This is a genomic window from Kribbella sp. NPDC049584 (assembly GCF_040675555.1).
Taxonomy (GTDB): Bacteria; Actinomycetota; Actinomycetes; order Propionibacteriales; family Kribbellaceae; genus Kribbella.
Genome location: NZ_JBFAPF010000003.1, coordinates 357,205 through 382,458 on the forward strand (window position 1 = coordinate 357,205; position 25,254 = coordinate 382,458).

A 25,254-nucleotide genomic window follows, 5' to 3' on the forward strand; every position below is an offset into this window, starting at 1 on the left:
ACTAGAACAACTCATTGTTCTAGAATAACCCTGTGTTCGTGCTCATCGACCCGACGACCACGACTCCGGTGTTCGCGCAGATCGCGGAGTCGATCGCCACCCAGATCGCGACGGGGACCGTCGCCACCGGGGCGCGCCTGCCTGCGGCGAGGGAGCTGGCCGACTCGCTAGGCGTCAACGTCCACACCGTCTTACGCGCCTATCAGGAGCTTCGTGATGACGGCCAGGTCGAGCTTCGACGGGGCCGTGGCGCCGTCGTACTCGGCACGCCGACCGCCGAGGGCGTGCGGGCCGCTGTCGCCAAGGCGGCCGCGGAGGCGAAGGCCGCCGGCATTCCGATCGGCACTCTGCTTGCGCTGGTCCGGAAGGAATACGAGTCGTGAGTCATCGCGTCGTCGACCACCGGACCGCCCGCCGTGCCGCGCTGATCGCGACGATCTGGGTGCCGCTGGCGATCGTCGTCGCCGCAGAGGTCGTCGTCATCGGCGTTGGTACCACCGGCAGCCCGCAGCTCATCACCCGCTGGGGCGTTGATTCCGATCGCACCGGACCGTGGTGGACCTACGCAATCTTCGTCGCGGCGATCGGGTTCCCCGTCACCCCCATCATGGGGTTCTTCATGGCAAGAGCCACCCGGGTGGCCGGAACGAACGCCTGGATGCCGGCCATCGCGATGGGACTCACCATCTTCCACGCCGTCGGCATGGGCGTCGGCTCGGTAGTCCTCAACGCCTCTCCCCTCGCGCCCGCCCTCCCACTCGCCGGCGGTGCTGTTCTCGCCGCAGCAGCTGCGGGGCTCACGTGGCGGCTGCTGCCGCGGGAGGCTCCCGCGTCCGACACAGTTCAGGCTGCCGATGCCCTCCCGGTCCGGACCGGCGAGGTCGCCGCTTGGACGGGAAGAGTCGAACTCCCGGTCTGGCTCATGGCGATCATCGCCACAGCCGCCGCAGTGCTGATCGTGCTCGGCATATCGCTGCTGTTGACCGTCGGTCCGCGGCTATGGCCACTCTTCCTCGCGCCGACACTCCTGCTCGCCGTCCTCCTTCTGACAGCACAGTTCGTCGCCACCGCGGGGCCAGGCGGATTCGTCGTCCGATCGGCCATCGGCTGGCCACGACTTCGCATCCCCGCCACCGACCTCGCAAAAGCCGGCGTGATCGCGGTCGACCCGATGGCCGACTTCGGCGGCTGGGGCTTCCGATGGGTGACAGGCCCGACGCATAAGGGGCGCTGGGGAATCCTCACCCACCGCGGGCCCGCGCTCGAAGTTTTCCGCCACGACGGCCGCTCCATCGTCATCACCGTCGACGACCCGGGAACGGCCGCGGCCGTCCTCGAAACTTGGGCGAAGAAGCAGGTGTGACGGATGCAGCCATCGCATTACATCGTGAGTGTCTGGGGTGTACCTATCGGGACCCAGGTCAGGCTTTGTCGGACGTTGGCTGGTGCGGTGGCGAAGGCGGCTTCGATCGCGTCGCGGCCTTGCTTGAAGTGCTGCCAGCCCTCGTAGTGGATCGGGATGACGGTGCGTGGTTGCATGAGCTCACACAGCTTGACGCCATCGCGACCGGACATGGTGTAGCGCACCGGACCGGTGATGCTGAACTGTACGGCGCCGAGGTGGAGCAGCATGGTGCCGACGTCGAACCGTTCACCGACCTGACGGACACCGTCGTACAGCACGGTGTCACCGGTGATCCACAGGACGCCGTGCTGCTGGCCTGGCCAGCGAAGCGCAAATCCGGTGACCTCACCGGTGATGGCGCGGCTCAGCGGTGGTCCGTGGCGGCAAGGTGTTGCCGTGATCTCCAGCGTCGGTCGGCCGGGTTTCCGGAGCGAGTGCACCGACCAGGCTGCCAGGCCGATCGTGTTGCCGCCCAGCCTGCGGGCTCCGGCGACGGTCGTCACGACGACGCCGGCAGTGGGCAGCAGCGCGCGGCCGGCGCTGTCGAGGTTGTCGCCATGGTGGTCGTGGCTGAGCAGTACGGCGTCGATGGGCGGCAGGTCAGCGACCGCGATCGCAGGCCCGGCCTCCTTGTGGGAGGCCGAGCCCGCGCCGAAGGTGTACCGGCGGCCGGGTGGATCGAAGGTCGGGTCGGTGAGCAGGCTCCAGCCGTCGACCTCGATCAGGGTGGTCGGGCCTCCGATGTGGGTGATCCGGGTGTCGCTCACGGCTGGGTGTTGTTTGCTTGCTTCAGCGCCCAGTCGAGGACGTCGTCGGCGATCTGCTCCCAGCCCTTCTGAGCGGGCAGCAGGTGCGCGTAACCGTCGTACTCCTTCACCTCGGTCACGGTGTTCGACTTGTAGTGCTTGGCGTTCGAGCGCTGGACCTCCGGCGGCATGATGTGATCCTCGGAGCCGGAGACGAACAGCAGCGGTGCCCGGGCGTCGTTGTGGTAGTCGACCCAGGTGCCCTGGTGCCCGGGCTGGAAGTTCGCGAGCACGCTCCCCCAGAGGATGCCGCCGTTCGCCGGAATGGCGTACCGCTCGTACAGCGCGCGGGCCTCGTCGTCGGTGAAGGTGTTCGTGAACGCGTACTTCCACTCCTCGAACGAGAGCGGCACGGTCTTGTGCCGATTGCCCGGGTTCTTCAGCACCGGGAAGGTCGACTTGACCTGGGACAGCGGTACGACGCGGACTCCTTCCGTGGGAGCGGAATTCATCGCCACACCGGCCGCGCCGAAGCCGTGGTCGAGCAGGATCTGGGTGAACGCGCCGCCGGCGGAGTGGCCGATGATGATCGGTGCCGATGGCAGCTCGCGGATCACTGCCTCGAAGTGCGCGATGATCTGCGGGACCGTCACCTTCAAGATCGGCGTCGGGTCGGCGTTGAGCGCTTCGACCTCGACCTCGAAGCCCGGGTACCCGGGAGCGAGAACGCGGAAGCCGCGCTGCTCGTAGTGCGTGATCCAGTTTTCCCAGCTGCGTGGCGTGACCCAGAAGCCGTGGACCAGGACGATGGTGTCAGGAGTCATGATCATGTGTCCTTTTTCAGGAGGCACCTGCTGGCCGAAAACCTAGCTGCCCAAAGACCGCGCGCCCTAGGATGTGGCTGCACGGAACGCGGTTGTGAGTGCACAAGTTCGGTCGCCTGATCCGCGGGGGTGCGGTGAGTCGGCGAGGGGGAAGGGGCAGGCATGGCTGTGCTGCTTGACACTGCCGCGCTGCGGCCGCAGGACCGCGCGGAGGCGTTCTATGCAGCCATGATGTCCGCGAGCGTGCCCTCGCGCGTGGAGCATGAGGACCCGAACGGTGACGTGCATGCCCGGATGGACTTCTGGCAACTCGGCGCCCCGGACCTGTTCCGCAACGAGGGCTCCGGCATACGGCTCGTACGCACACCGAAGCACATCAGGATCGGAGCACCCGAGAGGCTCGCGCTCGCCGTACAGGTGATCGGGTCAGGAGCGTTCAGTCAGGCAGGTGCCGACCAGCACGTCCGCACCGGTGACCTGATGCTGGTCGATCTGACCGCCCCCTACGAATACGCGTGGAGCAGTGATGGCGCCTCCCAGGCCTTCCAGATCGACTACGACGACCTCGGGCTGAGCGTCGAGACGGTACGTGCGGCCGCCCAGCGACTTCCCAGCAGTCCCATGTACGACTTGGTGCTGCACCACCTCACCGTCATGCCGGCCATCAGCGACTCACTTCATGGCACGCAAGCCGCCGACATGCTCGGCGCCGCCACCACGCAACTCGTCCGTGCGCTGCTGACATCCGCCGCCGATGACGAGCACCGTCACCCTGCGATGGCCGACGTCCTCTTCGCCCGGATCACCTGGTACGCGCGCCGGCACCTCACCGATCCGGACCTCAGCCCTGGCCGGATCGCGGCGGCGCACAATATCTCTCTGCGGTACTTCTACAAACTGTTCGCCGAGCACAACCTGAGCTTCGAGCAGTGGCTGATCGGCGAGCGCCTCGATGGTGCCCGACGCCAGCTGGCGTCACCCGAGAGCAGGCAGCGAACCATCGCGGCGATCGCGGCCCGATGGGGCTTTCTCGATCCTGGCCACTTCACGCGACGCTTTCGCAGCGCGCACGGGATAACGCCTCAGGAATGGCGTCGTCAGAACGAGAAACCCGGAGACCAACGCTGATTTCGGCTTCCTTGTCGGCCTTCGTGGGCGTGGCCGTTCGAATCGCGGCGGTGTTGGGTGGGGCTGGATGGGAACCGGGGGCGGGAAGGAGTTCGCCGTCCGATCGGAGTAGCCCGTGATGTTCTGCCTTATCTGCACGTGTTGTGGTGCGGGCACAGCGGTCGGGGGTTGAGGATGTCCCCGGAGTACTCCCTGTTGGCTGGGCGTTACCGTCTGCTTGATCGGCTCGGGCGCGGCGGCATGGGGATCGTGTGGCGGGCGCGGGATGAGCTGCTGGGCCGGCCGGTTGCGGTGAAAGAAGTCGTTGTCCTGCCGGAGTTGCCCGAAGAAGAGCGGGACGTACTTCGGCGGCGGACGTTGCGCGAGGCCCGGTCGGCGGCCCGGCTGAACCATCCGAACGTCGTCATGATGTACGACGTGGTCGAGGAGGACGGCCGGCCCTGGCTCGTGATGGAGCTCGTGGCGTCAGGCACGCTCGGGGAAGTGATCCATGAGCGCGGGCGGCTGCCGTGGCGGGAGGTCGCCGGCATCGGCCTCGAGGTACTGGCTGCTCTGCAGGCCGCGCACTCGGCCGGCGTACTGCACCGAGACGTGAAGCCGAGCAATGTGCTGCTTGCCGACGACGGTCGGGTGGTGCTCACCGATTTCGGCATTGCCAGCCTCGAAGGGGACGCGTCGCTGACGCGGTCCGGCGCGCTGGTCGGTTCGCCCGCGTTCATCGCTCCTGAACGGGTCCAAGCGCGCGGCGCCGTACCGGAGTCGGACCTGTGGTCGTTGGGTGCCACTTTGTACACGGCCGTGGAAGGACGCTCACCGTTCGACCGGGGATCGGCCTTCCCGACGCTGGCCGCGGCCGTCGCCGAGCCGCCCGACCCAGCTCCCCATGCGGGACCGCTGTGGCCGGTCATCGAAGGACTGCTGGCCAAGGATCCGGCCGCGCGGATGACGGCCGCCGAGGCGACCCGTCTGCTGCGCCTGGCCGTGTGGAGACCGGACGTCGCGACATCGGCAGCGGATCGATCAGACGCACCCGAAGCTCCGCCGTCGGTTGCTCAGCGGCTGTGGGACGACTCCACGCGGGACAGCGGTCAGCGGACCCGCCTGCTGCCCTTCGCGTCGTTCACGCCGCAGTCCGATCCCCCAGCGTCGTCGGCTCGTGTCCCAGTCGCCGGAGGCGAGGATTCCGGCACGGGCGACAACGACGGCCACCGGTCACCTCCTGGGGCCGCGCCTGTGTCAGGAGCGCCGAATCGGATTGGGCGGGCAGTCCTCCCGGCCGCTGTGGCGTGTCTCCTGGTGCTAGCGGCGGTGGCGGGTTGGGCGATGATGCGCCAGACCAGTGACCGTTCGGGCGACGAGCCGGCAGCGCAGTCGACTCACGCCGGCCAGGCATCGCGCAGTACGTCGACCGCCCAACGCCCACCCAGCGCCTCACCGACCGGGAAGAGCACCCGAACCGCGACGCCGACAAGTACCACCCGCGCGCCGACGGCATCCGCCACTCGGTCACCTTCGACACGGCCGTCCACGCCCGTCGCGGCTGTGCCTGCCGGGTTCGAACGTCACCGTGACCCGACCGGATTTTCCGTCGCGGTACCGAAGGGGTGGAGGTCCGAACGAGACAGCGGCCCGGTGTACTTCCGCGAACCCTCCGGAGCCGGTCTGCTGATCATCGACCAGACCGACCGACCGAAGGCCGATCCCGTCGCCGACTGGACCCAGCAGGAGGCCGCTCGCCGCAGCGGCTACACCGACTACCACCGGATCCGGATCGAACCAGTCGACTACTTCGACAAGGCCGCAGACTGGGAGTTCACCTACACCGCACGAAACGGGCGACAACAACATGTCCTGATCCGCGGCGTGGTCACCAGCCCCAACCAGGCCTACGGAATCTACTGGTCCACACCCGACAACCAATGGCAGCAGAACCTGCCGGCCCTACAAACCATCCTCGAAACCTTCCAGCCCGCCTCGTAAAGCGCCCGCCCTCGCCCACTGCAGGTCAAGGGGGGCGCATACCGGGGTCCGGGCCGTCGTGGCTCTTCAGGTGGGGCCGGTAGCGGTTGGTCTCGGGTGGAGGATCGGGATGCCTCGCTTGGTCATGGCGGCGACGGTGTAGTCGCTGGCATGCCAGATGCGTACGGCGCCGCCCGCGAGTTGCTCGAGCTCGCCGTGGGTGAGTTGTTGCCAGTGCGGGCGCCTGTACGGCTTCTCGAACCTGACGGCTTGGATTACGCCGGAGTCGGAATGAGGACCGCGAAACCGGCCCGGCGGGGAGACCTGAACCCACCGGAGCGAGTCGTGGGCCGCGCCGCCGAGCAGTTCCGCGGCCACGACAGCAGCGACTTCTTCGACGGCGTTGGTGATCGACTGAGAGTGGTTGTCGCTCATGTCGCCCATCACCACGACCGGTAGCTCGCCGGAGGGTCTGAACACCCGGACGTGGAACCGGCTCTCGTTGACCATGCCGAGCATCCGCCATTCCAAGACCACCTCAGTGGCCAGGGTCGGGCCGTCGTACTGGCTGGCTCCCGGTACGGCGTTCGTCGTGTGCTGGAGGTACGAGACCTGCCCTGACAGATCCTCCAGCTTCGCGGCGACCTCACCGAGCAGGCCCGCGATCGTCTCGATCGTCTCTCGATGACAGGCAGCAAGTGCGGGCTGGTTCGGGACGTCTTTCGTACCTGCCGGCGGCAGGGCAACGACGCTGCCGTGGTCGAGATTGTCGAGCACGGGTCCAGTCGCGTATCTGACGAGATCGGCCAGCAGTTCGCTGACCCGGGAAGCCTCGTGGAGGGCGGTGGCCGCGTCGGCCGGCCACCCGCGGTCGACGCCGCCCCACGAGAGCTCGCTGATGCTGGTCAGCTGGTCCAGCCGGGCCGCGGCGTGACGCAGTTCTTCGCCGGCGTCGGGCTTGGCGCCGTACTGCTGATCACGCGTGACTGGGTCGCCGCCGGCGCGTGCTGAGGCGTCCGTGCAAAGCACGTACCTGAGCTCGCTGCTGACGAGCTCCCTCAGCTGCAACTCAAGCGTGGGTTCCTCGTGGTGGGGATCCCGCAGCACCAAGTCAGCGACAGTCATCCCGGCACCGCCCTGGTCGAAGCTATCGACCCACGCTCTAACAGCGAGAGAGGCCGCACGCATGTACTCGTTCACAATCCCCAACTCTTGGGCCGGGCCGGCGTGGTGATTCCGTCACGCGAAGCGGGCATCCAGTCAGATGGTCATTTGGCAAAGCTCCCTGGCACGACCGGGCAGACCGCACTGTTGGTTCAGTGCGGTCTGACGGCGGAGTTCTTACCTCGGTTCATCCAGGCGCCTGCCGCCGCTCCCCCGCAGTTTCCTACCAGCGCTCAGGGGAAGTGCTCAGGCGATCTGCTGTTCCGGCAGGTAGCCGGCGTCTGCCAACGCGATCCGCAGCTTGCGGCGGGCGTCGAACATCATCTTGTAGATCGCGTTGTGGGTCGCACCGAGCTGGTCGGCGAGCGCGTCAGTGGGCATCCCGTTCAGCACCAGCGCGACGAAAACCATTCGTTGCTTCGCGGTCAGCTTCTCGTCGAAGGCGCGGTGTACGGCGTTCATCAGATCCCAGCTTTCGGCATGCGACTCCGGTTCGATACCGAGGCGGGCCGGAAGCCGCTCCCAGTCTTCGTCGTCGAACGCGACATCGGCCCGCTGCCAGAAGTGTCGGTTGACCTTGGCCGCGACGTCCAAGATCACGAACTTGTATGCCCAGGTGGTGAACTTGCAGCCGCCGCGGAAGGTCTCGACCTTGCCGCAGATCGCCAGTAGGGCGTCCGCGGCAGCGTGATGGGCGATGTCGTCCAGCTCCGGGCCGACGAGTCGCAGCCTCGCCGTCCGCCGCCCGACCTCTGCCCTCGCGGCACGCAGGAGAACCTCGTACAAGTGTTGGCTCGCAACCTCACGCCGAGCTCCATCGCTACTCAGATCGCGAACCCAGGCACGGTTCTCCCGGGCCACCTCTGGAGAAACGACCCGCACGTACGACGACGACTCGGAGCATTCCCTCTTCATGATCTCTGACCATCAACGCGACGTAGTGACCACAGGTCCGACACGTCTGTGTCGACCGCTGAAACGACACGGTGACAGCGGATCCGACGCCTTCTGCGTGCGCCAAGCCGACACGGGATCATCGCGCAGCGATCGGCGCGGATCCGCGCAATGCTGACGGACTGCGACACCACGCGCACCACTGCACAACCTCACGCAGAGGTCGGTCGCGGCATTGTCCGGGATCGGGAAGTTCGACCGGATGATCTGCTTCAGCGGATGCTTCTTGGCCTGTGCTTTGGTGAGACTCTGCCTGCTCATGGATTGCCTCCAGGTTGGGAGCCGGCTGGGTGAATGGCTCCGGATGTGGGCGTTAGAGCGATCAAAGCGCGGCGACGACGAAGTTCCGTCTCACTGTGAGATAGGGCAATGACTCGGCTCGGGTTCAGCTGACCCAGCAGCATGCTCCACGCTCTTGACTATTGCTTGATCGTCCAGTCGTGTGGATACGGCGAGTAAAACCAAGAGTGCCCTGCCGTGCGACGTCATCACTGGTTCTGTGCCCAGGACTCCCGCCACCGGCACCGCCTCACCTAGCAGGCCTGCGATCTGAAGGTCGGTTGGGCCGTTCGGCCTGTGTAGCGGTTGGATCGAACGAGGCCGAGGAGAAAGAGGATCTTCGGGACGAGGTACGTGCATGACCTGATCGATCGGAGCGCGGAGAACCAGGCGGATCGGCGGCGGTTCCTCCAGAGCGCGACCGCGGCAGGCCTGGGAATGATCGGTGCGAGCGTGGTCGGGTCGACGGCCACAGCTGCATCTGTCTCAGAGCAAGACGCCAACGCGATCTCGGATAGCGCGATCTTGAACTTCGCGCTGAACCTGGAGTACCTGGAGGGCGAGTTCTATTCGTTCGCGGTGCACGGGCATGGACTGCCCAGCAACTTGACCCATGGAACAGGCCAGCGCGGGCCAGTGATCGGCGGCCGCGCGGTCCCGTTCAAGAGCGGGTCGATCCGCCAGTTCGCTGCCGAGATCGCGCACGACGAGTTCGACCACGTCCGGTTCCTGCACGCGGCGCTGGGCAGCGCGGCGGTGGCCCGGCCGACCATCAACATCAAGCAGAGCTTCACCGCCGTCGCGATAGCCGCGGGACTGATCAAGCCTGGGCAGACGTTCGACGTCTACGCCAACGAGAACAACTTCTTGCAGGGCGCGTTCATCTTCGAAGATGTCGGGGTCACCGCGTTCAAGGGCGCTGCGCCGCTGATCAGCAACAAGACGTTCCTGTCCGCGGCCGCCGGCATGCTGGCTGTCGAGGCATACCACGCGGCGACCATCCGCAGCGTGCTGTTCGACCGCGACCTGGCGCGGCAGGCCAATGCGATCTCGGCGGCGCGGGACAGCCTGGACGGGCCGAGCGACGATGACCAGGGCATCACCTTCAACGGCAGGGCCAATATCGTGCCCGCCGACGGCAACAGTGTTGCCTTCGGCCGTGTCCCCGGCCGAGTGCTCAACGTCGTCGACCTGACGCCAATGAAGGCGTCTCGCGGCGGGTTCTACCCGGACGGCGTCAACGGGCAGATCCATACGAGCGGCTGACCGACTCACACCTTGCTGCGAGCAGGCGCAGCGTGATCACCGGCGCGCCCTAGGCGGCGCGTCGGCCCTGCTCGCCGTACCGCCCGAGTCAGATGTATTCGTCCGGCGCGATCTCGAAGAGCTTGATCTTGCGGTAGATCGACGCCCGCGAGATCCCGAGCGACGTGGCCGCCACGTCCTTGTGACCCTCGGCGGCGCGCAGCGACTGCACAATGGCCCCACGCTCGAGCCATTCCATGGGCGTAAGCCGGCGGCGCAGCCCGTGCCCGAAGCGAGCCGGCAGGTCGGAGACGTCGAGCTGGTGGCGATCGGTGGCGCGCAGCATCTCAGCTAGCAGGTCGTTGAGCTCGGTCACGTTCCCTGGCCAGCGTTCGTGCTGGAGCCTGGTCATCAACTGGTCGGTGACCGCCACGGAACGCGTTCCGGGCTGCCGGGCGAGCAACGCCGCGACGATCGCCGGGAGATCCTCCAGCCGGTCCCGCAGCGGCGGTACCAGCACGGTCGGAATGCCGGTGGTGCCCAGTTCGGGCGTGATCGGATCGCCTTCATTGACACGGATCGTCAGCGCCAGCCAGCCGGCGTCGGTGACCGTTCGCACCTCGCCGCACAGCCGGCTGAGTGCGTCGGCCGTCAGACGCTCGCCGTGTTTGACCACCACCGGCGACCCGACGCGAACCGCTGCGCTGACGTCGGCGATCAACCGGTCGAGATCGTCCGGCCCGGCATTCCGGACCGCGTGACGAACGACGACCATCTTGTCCGCGGCATGCAGTTGCAGCGCCGCCTGCACCAAGGCTGCCTTGCCGACTCCGGGCTCGCCGATCACCGCGACCGGGTCGTGTTGCGCACAATGCCGGCTCACCCTCCGGGCCGCATCCAGCATCGCCGGTGTGTCGGCGGCGAATCGGGGGAACATGCCTGCCACCGGTCGCCTCAGGGCGGGCGGCCGGAGCGTCGTACCGGACGGGAAGGCCAGCGCGCCGACAAGCTCGTTGCCGCGGCGCACCGCGCGGAGCCGGAGCATCGTCTCCGTGCCGTCGGACATAGTCAGCGCTGTCTCCGCGGCGTCCGCCCGCCCGAGCGCGTCCTGCACCATGGTCCAGGTGTCACAGTGCTCAACCGCGCCGATCACCCGCGCCGCCTCCGGCGTCGACATAAAGACGCTGTCGCTGATCGCGAGTACGGCGGATCCGGACCGTCGTGAGGCGCCGAGGTACTCGTCCAGCAGCATCCGCTCGCCTTGTCCGCCGAGTTCGGCCAGTCGTGCCTCGACCACCGCCACCGCCTGTCGTACCAGCGCCGCGAGGGCCGGGTTGGCGCACGCCGCCCAGGTGGTGACATCCAGCACGCCGACGAATCGGTGGCTGAACGGGTCACGGATCGGAACGCCGAAACAGACGAAGTCCTGAAGTCGCTCGGAGAAGTGCTCGTGTCCGCGAACTGCATACGCGCCCCGGCCCTCGAGGGCGCTGCCGATGCCGTTCGTCCCGACCTGGTGCTCGGCGTAGCTGAACCCTGGCGCGAGCAGGACCGAGTCGAGCCGGCGCTCGAGCCCACCGTCCCCAGAACGGCGAACCAGCACCCGCCCGCGACTGTCGGCCAGGATCGCCGAGACAGGGCTGCCGGCCACGTCCTGGGCGACGCCGTCGACGACGGAGCATGCCGCCCGGGCCAGACGTGAGGCGAGATTGACGTTCTCGACGTACGACGTATTCACATCCCTGGCGTCGACGCCGCCGTCGGACGAGCGACGCCACGAGGCGAGGATCTCCGCGCTCGGCCCCTCGATCTCCTCGATCCGCCCACCGGTCAGCAGCCGCTCCCTGGCGCCGAGCAGCATCGCGTCCCAATCGTCGACCATCGCCGAGTCCTCACCGCCTCTCAAGGTGAGACGCGGACCACACTGCCTGGCCACTTTACTCCCATGAAGAGGCGATCTCGCCGCCTGCAGGCCGACAGAAAGGGCAACGATGACCGTCGATCTCACCGGCATGGCATCCGCGATGGGCGCAGTCGGGTGAACGATCACACTCACGACCACGGCTACTACCGGCGCGTGGACGAGACCTGCAGCTACTGTGCGGACACGCACCCGACCGAACCCGACATTCCGATGCAGGTCTTCGACCGCGCGACCGGCTCGTGGATCGTCGAATCCGACCTAAGGGAGGCGGCGTGACGCGCGGCCTCGTCCAGCCCGCCTCGACCGGTGAGGCTTTCCTCAGGCGGTGGTGCGGCGCGGAAGGACCCAGTTCGGGCGTACGAAGTGGCACGTATAACCACCTGGGTAGTTGATCAGGTAGTCCTGGTGCTCGGGTTCGGCCTCCCAGAACGGACCTGCGGGCTCGATCGTCGTCACGGCCTTGCCCGGCCAGAGGCCTGACGCATCGACGTCGGCGATCGTCTCGCGAGCGACCTTTTCCTGCTCGGGAGAGAGCGGGAAGATCGCCGAGCGGTAGCTCGTGCCGATGTCGTTACCCTGACGGTCCACAGTCGAGGGGTCGTGGATCTGGAAGAAGAACGCCAGAATGTCGCGGTACGTCGTCTGTTCCGGATCGAAGACGATCTCCACCGCTTCGGCATGCCCCGGGTGATTGCGGTACGTCGCGTGGTCGTTCCGGCCACCCGTGTAGCCGACGCGCGTCTCCAGCACGCCGGGCTGCCGGCGAATGAGGTCCTCCATACCCCAGAAGCACCCGCCGGCGAGGACGGCTGTCTCAGTGCCGGGCCTGCTGGTGACCTGTCCGGTGTCGTGAATTCCGCTGGTCATGATGCGTGCTCCTCCGTGCTTGTGGTGTCGGCCGCCTCGAACAGCGACTGGTACTCGCCGTAGCCCTGCGCCGCGAGCTCGGCGGCCGGGATGAACCGCAGGGCCGCCGAGTTCATGCAGTACCGCTGACCTCCGGCATCGACGGGGCCGTCGTCGAAAACGTGTCCCAGGTGACTGTCGGCCCCGGTGGACCGCGCCTCCGTGCGGATCATCCCGAGCGACCTGTCCGTCTCTGTGCGAACAGCGTCCGCGGTGATCGGTTTGGTGAAGCTCGGCCATCCCGTTCCGGTGTCGTACTTGTCAGTCGACGAGAACAGGGGCTGGCCGGAGACCACATCAACGTAGATCCCGGGCTCGTGGTTGTCCCAGTACTCGTTGTGGAATGCGGGCTCGGTCGCGCCCTGCTGAGTAACGCGGAACTGGTTGTCAGTGAGGCGGCTGAGCGCCTCCGAAGTCTTGCTGTACTCCGCCATGGCTTCTCCAACTCTCAGGTGTGCTGATCGTCGTCCTGCACACCCGCCAAGTTCGTCGGGTCAGGGGCCGGCATCCCCTGTGGATAAACCGTTAGTGGTTGGACAGAGGCGGATCTTTCGGCGTGCATTGATACTAGCCCGCGCCGAACTCCGGTCGCTTGTGTAGTAAGACCGCAAGGGTGTGGCGCCGCCAACGCTTACAGGCTGAAAGTGCCATGGAGACGAAAGACCAGACAGCAGGAGGTGCCGAGTGAGAGCGATTGTGGTCACGGAACAGGCCGCGGGAACGGCCGGGATGACGCTGCGAGATTGTCCCGAACCGACGCCGGCGATCAATGACGTCGTCGTGGAGGTTCGCGCGTCGGGCTGGGTCCCGACGGAGGTGGACTGGCCCTCGACCTGGACGGATCGTGCCAACCGTGCCCGGACGCCGTCGATCCTCGGGCACGAGCTGGCCGGTGTGGTCACCGCGCTCGGCTATGGCACGACGGGGCTGTCGGTGGGACAGCGGGTGTTCGGCCTCGCCGACTGGCATCGCGACGGCACCCTGGCGGAGTACGTGGCGATCGAGGCGCGCAACCTCGCGCCGCTGCCGGGTGACGTCGACTTCACGGTGGGCGCGAGCCTGCCGATCTCAGGACTGACCGCGTGGCAGGGACTGTTCCAGCTCGGCCGCCTTCAATCGGGCCAGAGCGTCCTCGCGCACGGTGCGGCCGGCGCAGTCGGAACGATGGTGACCCAGCTCGCACGCGAGGCCGGCGCCTGGGTCATCGGCACCGGGCGCGCCGCCGACCGGGAAAAGGCGCTCGACTTCGGCGCCCACGAATTCGTTGACCTCGCCAACGACTCGCTGGAAGACGTCGGCGCAGTGGATCTGGTGTTCGATGTCATCGGCGGCGACATCCAGAAAAGCTCCGCGGCCTTGATCAAGACCGGAGGGACGCTGGTGTCGATCGTGGGCCCGGTCGAGTCGCGGCCCGCGGACGGCCTGGCGGTCGACTTCGTCGTCGAGGCCGATCGCGCGCAACTGAATGAGATCGTCCAGCGGGTGCGGGACGGCCGGCTGCGGACCAACATCGGCACCGTGGCCGATCTCGACGACGCTGTCACGGCTCTCAATCCCGCCGATCGGATCAAGGGAAAGACGATCATCCAGGTTCGTCCGTAGGACCCACCGGCGCTGAAGAACGGCCGCCCGAAGGCCGTTCTTCAGCCAGTTGGTGATGCCGTTGACGGCTTCCATTCTTCCGATGACGGCCTCTACCTGCTGGCATCGCGTCGGCGATCCGGTGCCGGTGTTGGTAACACCGTTCGGTACCGACTGCGCCGTGTTGAGGAGTTGACCGGCCGGTCACTCACCGATCCGCGACAGGCGACCGAGCTCTCGGCAGCGGCGTACGCGGCACGTCTGTTGCCCCTGACGACACCCACTGTCGACGGCAACAAGAACTCGTCCGGGAACGCTCATCGGATGCCGGCCCGAGGGTTAGGTTGAGGATGACGGCCGGAGGACGGAGCGTGGAATGATGCGTGACGAGCGAGGCGGGACGGCGAACGACGGCGGCGACGGGCCGGTCACGGATGCGCCGTGGTCGCAGCTGAACTATCACCATCCCGCGGCGGGATGGGGTGCTGCGAAGTCGGTGGCGCAGGTTCTCGGACGGCAGCACGCCGTGGTGGCAGGTACGCGCGCAATGCTCAGGATGAACCACGAGAACGGCGGGTTCGACTGTCCCGGGTGCGCGTGGCCGGATGCGACCGACGGGCTGAAGCTGGACCTGTGCGAGAACGGCGTCAAGCACGTCGTCTGGGAGATGACACCGAAACGCGCCGGCCGTGAGTTCTTCGCTCAGCACACCGTCGCCGAGCTGGAGACCTGGACCGACTTCGCCCTCGAGGACGTCGGTCGGCTCACCGAGCCGATGGTGTACGACGCTGCGACCGACCACTACGTCCCGATCAGCTGGTCGGCGGCTTTCGACGCGATCGGCACCCAGCTCCGCGCGCTCGACTCCCCCGACCAGGCCTCGTTCTACACGTCTGGCCGGCTGAGCAACGAGGCAACGTTCCTCTACCAGCTGTTCGCGCGGGAGTACGGGACGAACAACCTGCCGGACTGCTCGAACATGTGCCACGAAGCCTCCGGCCGCGCTCTGCAGGCGGCCCTCGGAACGGGCAAGGGTACGGCGGATCTGCGCGACTGGGAGACCGCCGAAGCGATCTTCATCCTCGGGGTGAACGCGGCGTCGAACGCGCCCCGGATGCTGACCGCGCTGTCCGACGCGTACCGGCGAGGTGCGCAGATCGTGCACATCAACCCGCTTGTCGAGGCGGCGGCAACGCGCACGATCGTGCCGCACGAGGTCGTCGACATGGCGTTGTTCAAGGCCACGCCGACCAGCACGCTCAATCTCCAGGTCCGGGTCGGCGGCGACCTGGCTCTGCTGCGCGGCATCGCGAAGGCAGTCCTCGAGGAAGCGCGGACCGACCGGAAAGCGCTCGACGAAGTCTTCCTGGAGCGCTACACCGAGGGCTTCGCGGCGTACCAGAAGCTCTGCGAGGAGACCGAGTGGGCCGAGCTCGAGCGGCAGTCCGGCCTGTCCGAGGCTGACATCCGTCGAGCCGCCACGATCTACTCGCAGTCGCGGTGCACACTGATCAGCTGGTGTCTTGGTCTCACCCAGCACGAGCACGGCGTCGACACCGTCCGGGAGATCGTCAACCTGCTGTTGCTGCGCGGGAACCTCGGCCGCGAGGGCGCCGGGCCTTCGCCCGTCCGCGGCCACAGCAACGTCCAGGGCAACCGCACGTGTGGCATCGACCATCGGCCCAGCCCGGAGTTCCTCGACCGGTTGGCCGCCGCCTGCGGTATCGACCCGCCGCGCGACCACGGCCTCGACACGGTTCGGACGATCGCCGCGATGCGGGACGGAGCCGTCAAAGTGTTCGTCGGCATGGGCGGGAACTTCACACTTGCCGCTCCGGACACCGCTGCGACCGCCGAAGGACTGCGGCGCTGCGAACTCACCGTCCACGTCAGCACCAAGCTCAATCGCAGTCACCTCGTGCACGGCCGACAGGCGCTCATCCTGCCCTGTCTCGGCCGGACCGAGCTCGACGTACAAGTGGGCGGCCCGCAGTCCGTGTCTGTGGAGGACTCGATGAGCATGGTCCACCTGTCCATCGGCCGTAAACGTCCCGCCTCGCCACACCTGCTGTCCGAACCGGCGATCATCGCCGGCATCGCGCAGGCGACGCTTCCCGCGACGCAGACGCCGTGGGACAGCTACGTCGAGGACTACGACCGGATCCGCGACATCATGGCCAAGGCTCTGGACGGTTTCGAGGACTTCAACCGCCGCGTCCGCCACCCGCTCGGCTTCCGGCTGCGTCAGCCCGCCCGCGAACTCGTCTTCCTCACCCCGTCCCGCCGCGCCGAATTCTCCACCGCGGACCTACCCGACGTGGTGCCCGCCGACGACGACGTACTGATCCTGCAGACCATGCGGTCCCACGACCAGTGGAACACCACCATCTACTCCGACAACGACCGCTACCGCGGTGTGCGGAACCTTCGCACGCTGATCCTGATGAACCCCGGCGACATGACCGCCCGCGGCATCCAGCAGGGAGACCTCGTCGACATCACCGCCACCGCGCGCGATGGATCCGTCCGCGTACTTCGTGCGTACCGCGCTTTGGGCTACGACATGCCCAGCGGGAACGCCGCCGGCTACATGCCCGAGATGAACGTCCTCGTCGCCGCCAACGACTACAGCACCCAGAGCGACCAACCACTGATGAAGAACATCAAGGTCCGCGTCACACCGTCTACTCAGTGACCGAACAGGATGCAGTAGTGAGTACTCCGTCGCGCGGTTGGCCTGTCGTGCTTCTGCATGGGTGGCCGGTCACTGAGATGCACTGGCGAGGCCTCCTGCCAGTCCTGCGTCGCGGCGGGTTCGTGCCGGTCCCGGTCGCGCTGCCAGGGCTGGGCAAGCCACCTGGGAGCACACCAAGTTTCAGGAAGAGCGATCTTGCCGACGTCCTCGGCAGCGAGCTCAGCGAGCGCGGGCTCGGGCGATTCTCGCTGATCGGCCATGACTGGGGAGCCACGGTCGCGCTTCTCCTGGCCGCCGCCTTGCCCGAGGCGGTGAACGCGATCGTGATCGAAGAGGAGATCCTGCCAGGTATCGATGTCGACATCCCCGCACCGGGCGCCGAGCACTACCCGTCCTGGCACGGGCCGTTCAACCGCGCGCCCGGCCTCGCCGAACAACTCGTCCCAGGACGCGAAGAGGCGTACTACGGAACCTTCCTCCGGCAAAGCGCCGGTCCCGCCGGCCTCGACCCGGACACAGTGCGCTCCTACATCGACGCATACACGACGTACGACGTGCTGGAAGCGGGCCTCGGCTACTACCGAACCCGGGCCGACGACGTGTCGGACGTTCAACGACTCGACCAGAATCCGATCCACACACCTGTCCTCGCGATCGGAGGACGCTACGCGATGGGCTGCGCCGTCGCGGACGGCCTCCGCACCCTCGCAACAAACGTCACCGGCCTCGTCCTGGACCGATCCGGTCACTACCCCGCCGAACAAGAGCCTGAAACCACAGCCCGAGCCATCACCGACTTCCTCCAGCAACACCGCGACCAGCCACCCCACTGAACGCGTTCCCGGCAGGCAGCCGGTGGGATGGCTCTAGGTCTCGCCAGCACGGTCCTCAGGTGCGATGCTCGGTTGAGGGCGTGTCGGAGGGGATGGGGTGCGCGCCGGCGTGGCCTGAGGGTGGGACTTGCACCCCGCAGGGGGAATCGGCATGACTGATACGACGGATGCCGCTGCGCGGCCGCGTGCTGAGGAATTCGCGCCCATGAGCCCGGTCCGGCCCGGACCGGACGCCGGTCCTGCTGTTCCGGAGGAAGGCGTCGGGCTGTGTTTGTCCGGCGGCGGCTTTCGGGCGATGCTGTTCCACGTCGGTGTCCTTACACGACTGAATCTCGCCGGACGGTTGCGGACGCTGAATCGGATCTCCAGTGTTTCCGGTGGGTCCATCACCGCGGGGATGCTCGGGCTTCGGTGGAACGAGTTGAAGTTCACCGGTGACGTCGCGACCAACTTCGACGAGTTGGTCACGGAACCGCTCCGCGCGTTCGCCCACCTGAAGGTCGATCTGCCGGCCATGGCGACCGGTGCACTGCTGCCCTTCGTCACGATCTCCGACCGGGTGGTCGCCAAGCTCAACAAGCATCTGTACAAGGAAGCGACGCTCCAGGACCTGCCGGGTACGCCGGAGTTCGTCATCAACGCCACGAACCTGGAGTCCGGTGTGCTGATGCGGTTCAGCAAGGCGTACGTCGCCGACTACACGGTGGGGCGCGTGCTTCGTCCCGACGTACCGCTGGCTGACGCTGTCGCCGCTTCGTCGGCATTTCCGCCGTTACTCTCGCCGTTCGAGCTGGATCTGTCGGACGCGAACTGGACGACCGAGAACGGCAACGTTTACACGACTCCTGGTTATCAGTCCGACATCCTGCTCAGCGACGGTGGCGTGTACGACAACCTCGGGATCGAGACGGTCTGGAAGAGGTACGAGACCGTTTTCATCAGCGATGCGGGCGGGCACCTCGGCGCGGATCCGGAGCCCGGACGGGACTGGGCGCGCGGCACCCTTCGCGTGCTGCACATCCTGGACTCGCAGGTCAGGTCGCTCCGACGGAGTGCGGTCGTCAGCGCGTTCAAGAACCCGAACGACCCGCACAAGGGCTTCTTCATCAGCACGATCACCGACCTGAGCGGCTGGCCGAAACCCGCGAAAAGGCCTTATATGACGGCCGATCCCGCGGTCACCCACGGTCTGGCCACGATCAGCACCCGGCTGACCGGCATGCCCGACGATCAGCAGGAGCTGCTGATCAACTGGGGGTTCGCTGCCGCTGACGCCGGCCTGCTGGCGTTCATCGACAAGGACCTTCCGGCGGCCCCACTGCCATATCCGAACCGTCCCTTGGGCTGACATGCCCGAGCGCAACCTGCTGCTGCAGGACACGGTGTCGATGACGGTGTTCGCCCAGGATCCGATCGTCATGGACGCCTCGAAAGGCCCGATCTTCGCCGAGATCGCCGTACCGGCGGAGCGCCTGCAGCGTGGGCCGCGCGGGCACCGCTTCCACGTGGTCGACATCGCCGTCGGCACGAACGCCGCGGCGGAGCCGGTCGCTCTCACGGACGGTGATCCGTGGGTCTACCACGACCGCTGGACCGACGGTCTCCGCCCGAAGGATCCGGCCGAACTGGTCGACAACGCAGGGTTCCGGGCACAGAACGTCTTCGCGGTCGCTTCGCACACGCTCGCCCTGTTCGAGCAGCACCTCGGCCGACCGATTCCGTGGTACTCCCGCTTCCCGCAGCTGTACCTGATCCCGAAGGCGCGCGTCGAGGCCAACGCGTTCTACTCCCGCGAGCACAACGCCGTCCTGTTCGGTTGGCTGCCCGCGGCAGCGGGCCTGCCAAGTCTGTACACGGCACTCTCGTACGACGTCATCGCGCACGAAGTCACCCACGCGATCTTGGACGGGCTCCGGCCGCGCTACACCGAACCCGGGCTCCCGGACCAGCTCGCATTCCACGAGGCACTCGCCGACCTCGTCGCCTTGCTGTCGGTCTTCAGCATGCCGCACGTCGCGGAGCGCCTGCTGGACGACGGCTCCGGCCGGATCCAGTTCGAGACCGACATCGAGGCCATGGCGAACCCTAACCAGCAGGAAGGGCAGCGGCAATTCACCGAGGGTCGCGCAACCAAGCTGAAGTCGTTGCCGCTCACAAGTTTGGCAGAACAGATCGGCGGTCGGCGGGTGCCGGGACCGGCCGGGAGCACCGTCGGCGGGCGCTACCCGGCGCTGCGTCGATCGGTCGACCTGCCCGCGACACCAGCCTGGCGGAAGGATCCGGCGTACGACGAACCTCACCGGCGCGCCGAGGTACTGGTGGCTGCTGTCATGCAGACCATGGTGTCGATCTGGGTCGGCCGGATCGACCAGCTGCGCATCGGCGACGACAACACGTTGGACGTGCTCCGCGTCGCGGAGGAAGGGGTGAAGTCCGCGCAACATCTGCTGGCCATGCTGCTGCGCGCGTTGGACTACCTCCCGCCGGTGGAGCTCGAGTTCGAGGACGTTCTCGACTCGGTGCTGACCGCGGACAGGCGACTCGCGTCCGAGGACGAGCACGGGTACCGCGACGCGCTCATCGCGGCGTTCAAGAGCTTCGGTATCGAGGCGCCGGAGCACAATCTGGTCGACCAGGACGGTGTCGTCGCTCCCAGGCCAGACGCTGCCAGCTCGAACGGAAACGCGACGGTCGGCCGGCAGCGGGCGCCGTACCCGGCCGATCCGGACACCAAAGCCAAGGTGGGGATCCGGTACGAGCACCTCAATCTCGGCGCGCTCCGCACGTCGCCCGAGGAGGTCTACGAGTTCATCTGGAACAACGCCGGCGCGCTAGGCATCGACGTACGCCTGACCACCCGCGTCGAACGGGTTCTGGCCAGCACCCGGGTGGGCCCCGACGGCCTGATCCTGAACGAGGTCATCGCCGATTACGTCCAGATGCTGCACGCGATGCCCGGCAACCTGCCGGACGGCGTCGAGTTGCCCGACGGGATGCCGACCGACCAACCGGTCGAGCTGCTCGGCGGCGGTGTTCTTGTGTTCGACCAGTTCGGGCGATTCCGGTTGCACCAGCGCAAGCCCATCCTCGACGTCGACCGGCAGAACCACAGACTGAAGTATCTCTTCGACCACAACCTGCGGGATCGGAGCGGAGGTTTCGGTACGTCGGACGGACGCGGAGACAAGCTTCGGTTCGCGATGTTGCATCAGGACACCGACCTGGACGTGCTGTGAACGCGCGACCGAGCCGCGTCCGGCTGCGCGCGTACAAGGTGGGCTTCGGAGACTGTTTGCTGCTGAGCGTGACGTACGGCTCCAAGCTGCCGGACGGGCGCACGGAACGGCACATCCTGTTCGATTGCGGCAGTGTCTCCAAAGCGGACGACGGACCCAGCCTCGGCGACGTCGCGGCGCAGATCGAGAAGCACTGTGGCGGTCAACTGGATGCTGTCGTCGCGACGCACCGGCATCGCGACCACATCAGGGGCTTCGGTGATCGGAACGCGCGGGAGGCCTTCGACAGGCTCGAGCCCCGGATCGTCATCCGACCGTGGACCGATGTACCAGAGCCGGAGCGGTCCGACCCGCAGCACGCGCTCGACGACAATCACCGGCACTTCCTCGGCGTCCTCGATCAGCTCCCCCAGCAGTCCGAGGCGCTCACTGGGCTCGCCTTCGACAACGCCGGCCTCGCCAAGCGGGCCGCCCGGATCGCGGAGCTCGGGTTCAAGAACCCGGACGCGATCGCGCTCCTCGAGGACTGGGCGAAGCACGGTCAGGCCCACTACGTCACCGCCGGCCAGGTTCTGGACGTCGAAGAACAGCTGCCCGGGATCAGCATCCGCGTGCTCGGGCCGCCCACTCTGAACGACGTACCCGAACTGAGCCGATACGCCAAGGAATCCGAGGAATACTGGCTCGGCCTGGCCGGCACGGGTGAGTTGACCCCGCTGGTGAAGCAGGGCGATGCGCAGTCGCTGACCCGCGCCCGGCGCGTGCTCGCACCGCCTGGCGGCGTCGGCGCGGCCGAATGGCTGGTCCGAGACCTCGACGAGCGCCGGATCTCGCAGGGCTTCGAGATCGTCGAGGCGCTGGACGACGTACTCAACAACACGAGCGTCATCCTGCTTCTCACTATCGGCACCAAGCGGCTGCTGATGCCTGGTGACGCGCAGGTCGAGAACTGGTCGTTCACCCTGGATCAAGTTGACGGAAGCAACCATCGCGCTCTCGACGCCGGGCTCGCGGACGCGTTGACGAGGGTCGATCTCTACAAGGTGGGCCACCACGGAAGCCGGAACGCGACGCCCAAGCGGCTCTTCCGGCGCTGGGAGCAGAGCGGCCGCGAGATCGTCTCGGTGCTCTCCACCAAGGACCACGTCTTCGACAAGAGCGTCGACGGCGAAGTACCGAAGCCCGAACTCATCACGAATCTCGGCAAGCTGGGTCCAGTCCACAGCACGCAGAGCCTCGGCGCGAGCGTCTGGTGGATGGACCTCGAGGCCTCCGTCCGCACCAAGGCCAAGTTCACCTTCACCCCCGGTCCCCCGATGGCGAAACCATAGACGTTCTCGAGTCGGGTGCCGACGATCAGGAGCTTGTGGTCGTCGACGGCGTGCTGCTGACCGGGGGTGTCGTGGCGTCGACGCAGCCGTCGGCGCGGTGCGTCCGGATCCTGCGCACCGATCGTGAGATGGCCGCAGCGATGACTTTTGCGATCAGCTCGCCTCTGTACAGGTATGAGCTCATCGCGCCAGTCGAACCACGGCGGCGTGAGCAACCAGAGAGAGAAGATCATGTTGCTGGAAAACAAGAATGTCGTCGTCTACGGCGGGGGCGGCGCGGTCGGTAGTGCGATGGCCCGCGGTTTCGCTCACGAAGGTGCCAGGGTGTTCCTGACCGGGCGGAATCTCGACGTGATCGACACGGTCGCGAAGGAGATCTCCGCCTCGGGTGGAGCGGTCGAGACCGCTGTGGTGGACGCCGGGGACGAAAAATCCGTGACCGAGCACCTCCACGCGGTCGTCGCCGACGCCGGCAGCATCGACGTGTCGTTCAACGCGATCGGGATCTCGCCGGTGGGATTGCAGGGAATACCGCTCGCCGAACTTCCGGTGGAGAACTTCCTGCGCCCGATCACCACCTATACCCAGGCTCATTTCATCACCGCAAGATCCGCCGCACGGCACATGATCGCCCAGCGGTCGGGCGTCATCATGATGCACACACCTGAACCGGCCCGCCTGCCGATGCCGCTCGTGGGCGGCATGAGCGTCGGCTGGGCGGCGATGGAAGGTCTCAACCGCGCGCTGTCGGCCGAATGGGCCCAGCACGGTGTTCGCGCGATCTGCCTACGCACCACGGGCATGGTCGAGACACCGGTCATCGACATCGTGTACGGGCTGCACGCCGATGCGCTGGGAATCACGAAGGAAGAGTTCACCGCGCTAGCGGGCGGCATGAGCCACCGCAAACGCCCGACCACGCTGGCCGAACTCACTGAAGCCGCGGTGTTCCTCGCCTCCGACCGGGCATCCGCGATGACCGGCACCGTCGCCAACCTGACCTGCGGAATCATCGTCGACTGACCCCACTCGCCCCGACCGCCGTCTCGGCGGCCGGGGCATCCCTATAGAGGAGCAAGAACAATGAACGATCTACTCGCGAGCGCCGTCGCCGCGCACGGTGGCTTGGACCGGTGGAACCGGATCCAGACGATTGCTGTCGACGCCGCCATCACCGGGGCCTTCTGGCAGATCAAGGGACAAGCCGACGCGCTGACGAAGGTCCGCTTCGAGGTGGACACCACGCGGGAACGGCTGACCATGGACTTCGTCGGCCAGGACAGACGGTCGGTCTTCGAACCCGACCGGGTCGTCATCCAACGACCGATCGGCACGGTGGTCGAGGCACGCGACGACCCGGAGTGGTCGTTCGACGGCCACCGGTTCGAGACGCCGTGGGACGATCTGCATCTCGCGTACTTCACCGGCGAAGCTCTGTGGACGTACCTGAACACGCCGTTCCTGTTCACGTCAGCAGGTTTCGTCTCCGCGGAGATCGCGCCGATCGAGGTCGACGGTGAAACCTGGCGGCGGCTGAAGGTGACGTTTCCCGACCACATCAAGAGCCACACCCGCGAGCAGGTCTTCTGCTTCGGCCCGGACGGACTGCTGCGCCGCCACGACTTCACCATCGACATCGTCGACCCCGGCACCGAGTCGCAGTTGTACGCCGCCGACTACCGCAACGTCGACGGCATCATCATCCCGGCCACTCGCCGGGCGTACGCCACAGTCGGCGACGACCAGCTCGTGCTGGTGGCCATCGACATGGCCGAGATCACCGTCGGCTATTGAGCCCGGCACCGATACGACGTCGACAACTGAACTTCGAAGGGCGGATCATGCGCACCGTGGTTGAATCCAAAGCCGGCAGCGAGGATTTCGGAACGCTGAGCGAACCGTTCCGGCGCGAGTTGCTGGCCTACTGCTACCGCATGCTCGGCTCGGTCCACGAGGCCGAAGAAGTGGTGCAAGACGTCCTTCTCGACGCCTGGCGAGCCTACGACCGGTTCGAGGGCAGGTCTTCACTGCGTACCTGGCTGTACCGCATCGCGGCCCGGGCCTGCCTCAAAGCACTCGAAAAAGGCCGGCGCAGGCCGCTGCCCGCGGATCTCGGCGCCCCCGAGGCAAACCCGGACGCCAGGCTGGTCGAGCGTACACCGGAGGTACCGTGGCTCCAGCCGATACCCGATTTCCTGTTCACAGCCGCGCCGGTCGATCCGGAAACGGCCGTGGTGGAACGGCAAACGATGCGGCTCGCTCTGGTGGGAGCTCTCCAGCAGCTACCGCCCCGACAGCGTGCCGTGCTGATCCTTCGCGACGTACTGCAGTGGCGGACCACCGAGGTCGCCGAGCTGCTGGAGATGACGACCGCAGCCGTCAACAGCGCATTACAGCGAGCCCGAGCGCAGGTTCCGCTCAGCGAAGACAGCCTCACCGAACCTGTCGAGCTACAGCAGCGGGCGCTTCTCGACCGGTACGCCAAGGCCTTCGAAACCGCGGATGTCGACCAACTCGTCGCGGTCCTGACCGAGGACGCACGCTGGGAGATGCCGCCGATCGCGACCTGGTTCGAAGGCTGCGACACGATCGTCGCCTTCCTGGCCAAACAAATGCGGATCATCGGGCCGGCCAAATTGGTTGCCACCTCAGCCAACGGACAGCCTGCCTTCGCCGTGTACGCCCGCGGCCACGATGGCGAGTACCAACCACACGCAATCCACGTCCTGACACTCACCCCGCAGGGCGTCAGCAGAATCGTCGCCTTCCACGGCTCCGGGCTGTTTCCACTGTTCGGACTCTGACCGGGCACCCCGCATGTCCGAACAAGAACACCTGGCCGCGCACGACGCCGCGCTCCAGACGCAGCTGCGACTGTTCTGCGAACTGATGCTCGGCTCGACCGAGGCCGCCGACTCCGCGCTTCAGGAGATCCGCCGGCGTGCACTCGACGACAAGCAGGAGGACCGGCTCCCGGAATGCGTCCACCTCTTCCGCATCGCAGCCAACCTCTGCGGAGTACGGACGCGATGATGGTCACGGTT

General features: G+C 66.9%; 24 protein-coding genes. 17 read left to right on the forward strand and 7 right to left on the reverse strand.

Annotated features, from left to right (window positions below; genetic code table 11):
- The first annotated feature begins 32 nt into the window (after nucleotides 1–32).
- Together AB0J62_RS13500 and AB0J62_RS13505 are read left to right on the forward strand one after the other, a co-directional pair.
- Nucleotides 33–383, forward strand: coding sequence for a GntR family transcriptional regulator (locus tag AB0J62_RS13500; RefSeq protein ID WP_363868811.1), 351 nt, complete (start codon nucleotides 33–35; stop codon nucleotides 381–383).
- Nucleotides 380–1,363 (forward strand): hypothetical protein, encoded by a 984-nt coding sequence (locus AB0J62_RS13505; RefSeq protein ID WP_363868814.1) that lies wholly within the window; start codon nucleotides 380–382, stop codon nucleotides 1,361–1,363. Before AB0J62_RS13500 ends, AB0J62_RS13505 begins: the two co-directional genes overlap by 4 nt.
- 17 nt (nucleotides 1,364–1,380) lie before the next feature.
- Here AB0J62_RS13505 and AB0J62_RS13510 read toward each other — a convergent pair whose 3' ends face one another.
- Both AB0J62_RS13510 and AB0J62_RS13515 read right to left on the reverse strand, forming a co-directional pair.
- Entirely contained in the window at nucleotides 1,381–2,172 is a 792-nt protein-coding gene (locus tag AB0J62_RS13510; RefSeq protein WP_363868817.1) for an MBL fold metallo-hydrolase, read from the reverse strand.
- Nucleotides 2,169–2,975: an alpha/beta hydrolase gene (locus tag AB0J62_RS13515; protein ID WP_363868820.1), complete on the reverse strand. Its 807-nt coding sequence runs from the start codon at nucleotides 2,973–2,975 to the stop codon at nucleotides 2,169–2,171. The genes AB0J62_RS13510 and AB0J62_RS13515 overlap by 4 nt, the downstream gene beginning before the upstream one ends.
- Nucleotides 2,976–3,137: 162 nt before the next feature.
- Here AB0J62_RS13515 and AB0J62_RS13520 point away from each other — a divergent pair, with 162 nt between their 5' ends.
- Nucleotides 3,138–4,103, forward strand: a complete 966-nt coding sequence (locus tag AB0J62_RS13520) for a helix-turn-helix domain-containing protein (RefSeq protein WP_363868823.1) — start codon at nucleotides 3,138–3,140, stop codon at nucleotides 4,101–4,103.
- A gap of 174 nt (nucleotides 4,104–4,277) precedes the next feature.
- Nucleotides 4,278–6,083: a protein kinase gene (locus AB0J62_RS13525; protein ID WP_363868827.1), complete on the forward strand. Its 1,806-nt coding sequence runs from the start codon at nucleotides 4,278–4,280 to the stop codon at nucleotides 6,081–6,083.
- Between the two features lie 66 nt (nucleotides 6,084–6,149).
- Here AB0J62_RS13525 and AB0J62_RS13530 read toward each other — a convergent pair whose 3' ends face one another.
- Both AB0J62_RS13530 and AB0J62_RS13535 read right to left on the reverse strand, forming a co-directional pair.
- Nucleotides 6,150–7,187 carry a hypothetical protein gene (locus tag AB0J62_RS13530; RefSeq protein WP_363868830.1) on the reverse strand — a complete coding sequence of 346 codons (1,038 nt, stop codon included), beginning with the start codon at nucleotides 7,185–7,187 and terminating at the stop codon, nucleotides 6,150–6,152.
- Between the two features lie 285 nt (nucleotides 7,188–7,472).
- Nucleotides 7,473–8,012 (reverse strand): sigma-70 family RNA polymerase sigma factor, encoded by a 540-nt coding sequence (locus tag AB0J62_RS13535; protein ID WP_363868833.1) that lies wholly within the window; start codon nucleotides 8,010–8,012, stop codon nucleotides 7,473–7,475.
- 801 nt (nucleotides 8,013–8,813) lie between these two features.
- Here AB0J62_RS13535 and AB0J62_RS13540 point away from each other — a divergent pair.
- Nucleotides 8,814–9,725 carry a ferritin-like domain-containing protein gene (locus AB0J62_RS13540; RefSeq protein ID WP_363868837.1) on the forward strand — a complete coding sequence of 304 codons (912 nt, stop codon included), beginning with the start codon at nucleotides 8,814–8,816 and terminating at the stop codon, nucleotides 9,723–9,725.
- Between the two features lie 88 nt (nucleotides 9,726–9,813).
- On the opposite strand, the gene AB0J62_RS13545 is transcribed toward AB0J62_RS13540, so the two are convergent.
- Nucleotides 9,814–11,586, reverse strand: coding sequence for a helix-turn-helix domain-containing protein (locus AB0J62_RS13545; RefSeq protein WP_363868840.1), 1,773 nt, complete (start codon nucleotides 11,584–11,586; stop codon nucleotides 9,814–9,816).
- A 156-nt stretch (nucleotides 11,587–11,742) separates the two neighbouring features.
- Between AB0J62_RS13545 and AB0J62_RS13550 the strand changes: the two genes are divergently transcribed.
- Complete coding sequence (locus AB0J62_RS13550; RefSeq protein WP_363868843.1) at nucleotides 11,743–11,904, forward strand: hypothetical protein; 162 nt, start codon at nucleotides 11,743–11,745, stop codon at nucleotides 11,902–11,904.
- A 42-nt stretch (nucleotides 11,905–11,946) separates the two neighbouring features.
- Here the strand turns inward: AB0J62_RS13550 and msrA are convergent, their stop codons facing one another.
- Nucleotides 11,947–12,495 (reverse strand): peptide-methionine (S)-S-oxide reductase MsrA, encoded by a 549-nt coding sequence (msrA, locus tag AB0J62_RS13555; RefSeq protein ID WP_363868846.1) that lies wholly within the window; start codon nucleotides 12,493–12,495, stop codon nucleotides 11,947–11,949.
- Nucleotides 12,492–12,968 carry a peptide-methionine (R)-S-oxide reductase MsrB gene (msrB, locus tag AB0J62_RS13560; RefSeq protein ID WP_363868850.1) on the reverse strand — a complete coding sequence of 159 codons (477 nt, stop codon included), beginning with the start codon at nucleotides 12,966–12,968 and terminating at the stop codon, nucleotides 12,492–12,494. The genes msrA and msrB overlap by 4 nt, the downstream gene beginning before the upstream one ends.
- A 295-nt stretch (nucleotides 12,969–13,263) precedes the next feature.
- Here msrB and AB0J62_RS13565 point away from each other — a divergent pair, with 295 nt between their 5' ends.
- From AB0J62_RS13565 to AB0J62_RS13615, 11 genes are all read left to right on the forward strand, one after another.
- Nucleotides 13,264–14,136, forward strand: coding sequence for an NADP-dependent oxidoreductase (locus AB0J62_RS13565; protein ID WP_363870445.1), 873 nt, complete (start codon nucleotides 13,264–13,266; stop codon nucleotides 14,134–14,136).
- 99 nt (nucleotides 14,137–14,235) lie between these two features.
- Nucleotides 14,236–14,463 (forward strand): helix-turn-helix domain-containing protein, encoded by a 228-nt coding sequence (locus AB0J62_RS13570; protein WP_363870448.1) that lies wholly within the window; start codon nucleotides 14,236–14,238, stop codon nucleotides 14,461–14,463.
- 31 nt (nucleotides 14,464–14,494) lie between these two features.
- Complete coding sequence (locus tag AB0J62_RS13575; protein WP_363868853.1) at nucleotides 14,495–16,810, forward strand: FdhF/YdeP family oxidoreductase; 2,316 nt, start codon at nucleotides 14,495–14,497, stop codon at nucleotides 16,808–16,810.
- Nucleotides 16,811–16,857: 47 nt separating this feature from the next.
- Nucleotides 16,858–17,643 carry an alpha/beta hydrolase gene (locus AB0J62_RS13580; protein ID WP_363868857.1) on the forward strand — a complete coding sequence of 262 codons (786 nt, stop codon included), beginning with the start codon at nucleotides 16,858–16,860 and terminating at the stop codon, nucleotides 17,641–17,643.
- Between the two features lie 151 nt (nucleotides 17,644–17,794).
- Nucleotides 17,795–18,991 (forward strand): patatin-like phospholipase family protein, encoded by a 1,197-nt coding sequence (locus tag AB0J62_RS13585; RefSeq protein ID WP_363868860.1) that lies wholly within the window; start codon nucleotides 17,795–17,797, stop codon nucleotides 18,989–18,991.
- A 1-nt stretch (nucleotide 18,992) separates the two neighbouring features.
- On the forward strand, nucleotides 18,993–20,879 hold the full coding sequence (locus AB0J62_RS13590; RefSeq protein ID WP_363868863.1) for a hypothetical protein: 1,887 nt from the start codon (nucleotides 18,993–18,995) through the stop codon (nucleotides 20,877–20,879).
- Nucleotides 20,876–22,210, forward strand: a complete 1,335-nt coding sequence (locus AB0J62_RS13595) for a hypothetical protein (RefSeq protein ID WP_363868866.1) — start codon at nucleotides 20,876–20,878, stop codon at nucleotides 22,208–22,210. The genes AB0J62_RS13590 and AB0J62_RS13595 overlap by 4 nt, the downstream gene beginning before the upstream one ends.
- A gap of 207 nt (nucleotides 22,211–22,417) precedes the next feature.
- Nucleotides 22,418–23,233, forward strand: coding sequence for an SDR family oxidoreductase (locus AB0J62_RS13600; RefSeq protein WP_363868869.1), 816 nt, complete (start codon nucleotides 22,418–22,420; stop codon nucleotides 23,231–23,233).
- A gap of 60 nt (nucleotides 23,234–23,293) precedes the next feature.
- Entirely contained in the window at nucleotides 23,294–24,004 is a 711-nt protein-coding gene (locus AB0J62_RS13605) for a hypothetical protein (RefSeq protein ID WP_363868872.1), read from the forward strand.
- A 56-nt stretch (nucleotides 24,005–24,060) separates the two neighbouring features.
- Nucleotides 24,061–25,014: a sigma-70 family RNA polymerase sigma factor gene (locus AB0J62_RS13610; RefSeq protein ID WP_363868875.1), complete on the forward strand. Its 954-nt coding sequence runs from the start codon at nucleotides 24,061–24,063 to the stop codon at nucleotides 25,012–25,014.
- A 13-nt stretch (nucleotides 25,015–25,027) separates the two neighbouring features.
- On the forward strand, nucleotides 25,028–25,243 hold the full coding sequence (locus AB0J62_RS13615; protein ID WP_363868878.1) for a hypothetical protein: 216 nt from the start codon (nucleotides 25,028–25,030) through the stop codon (nucleotides 25,241–25,243).
- Nucleotides 25,244–25,254: the final 11 nt, after the last annotated feature.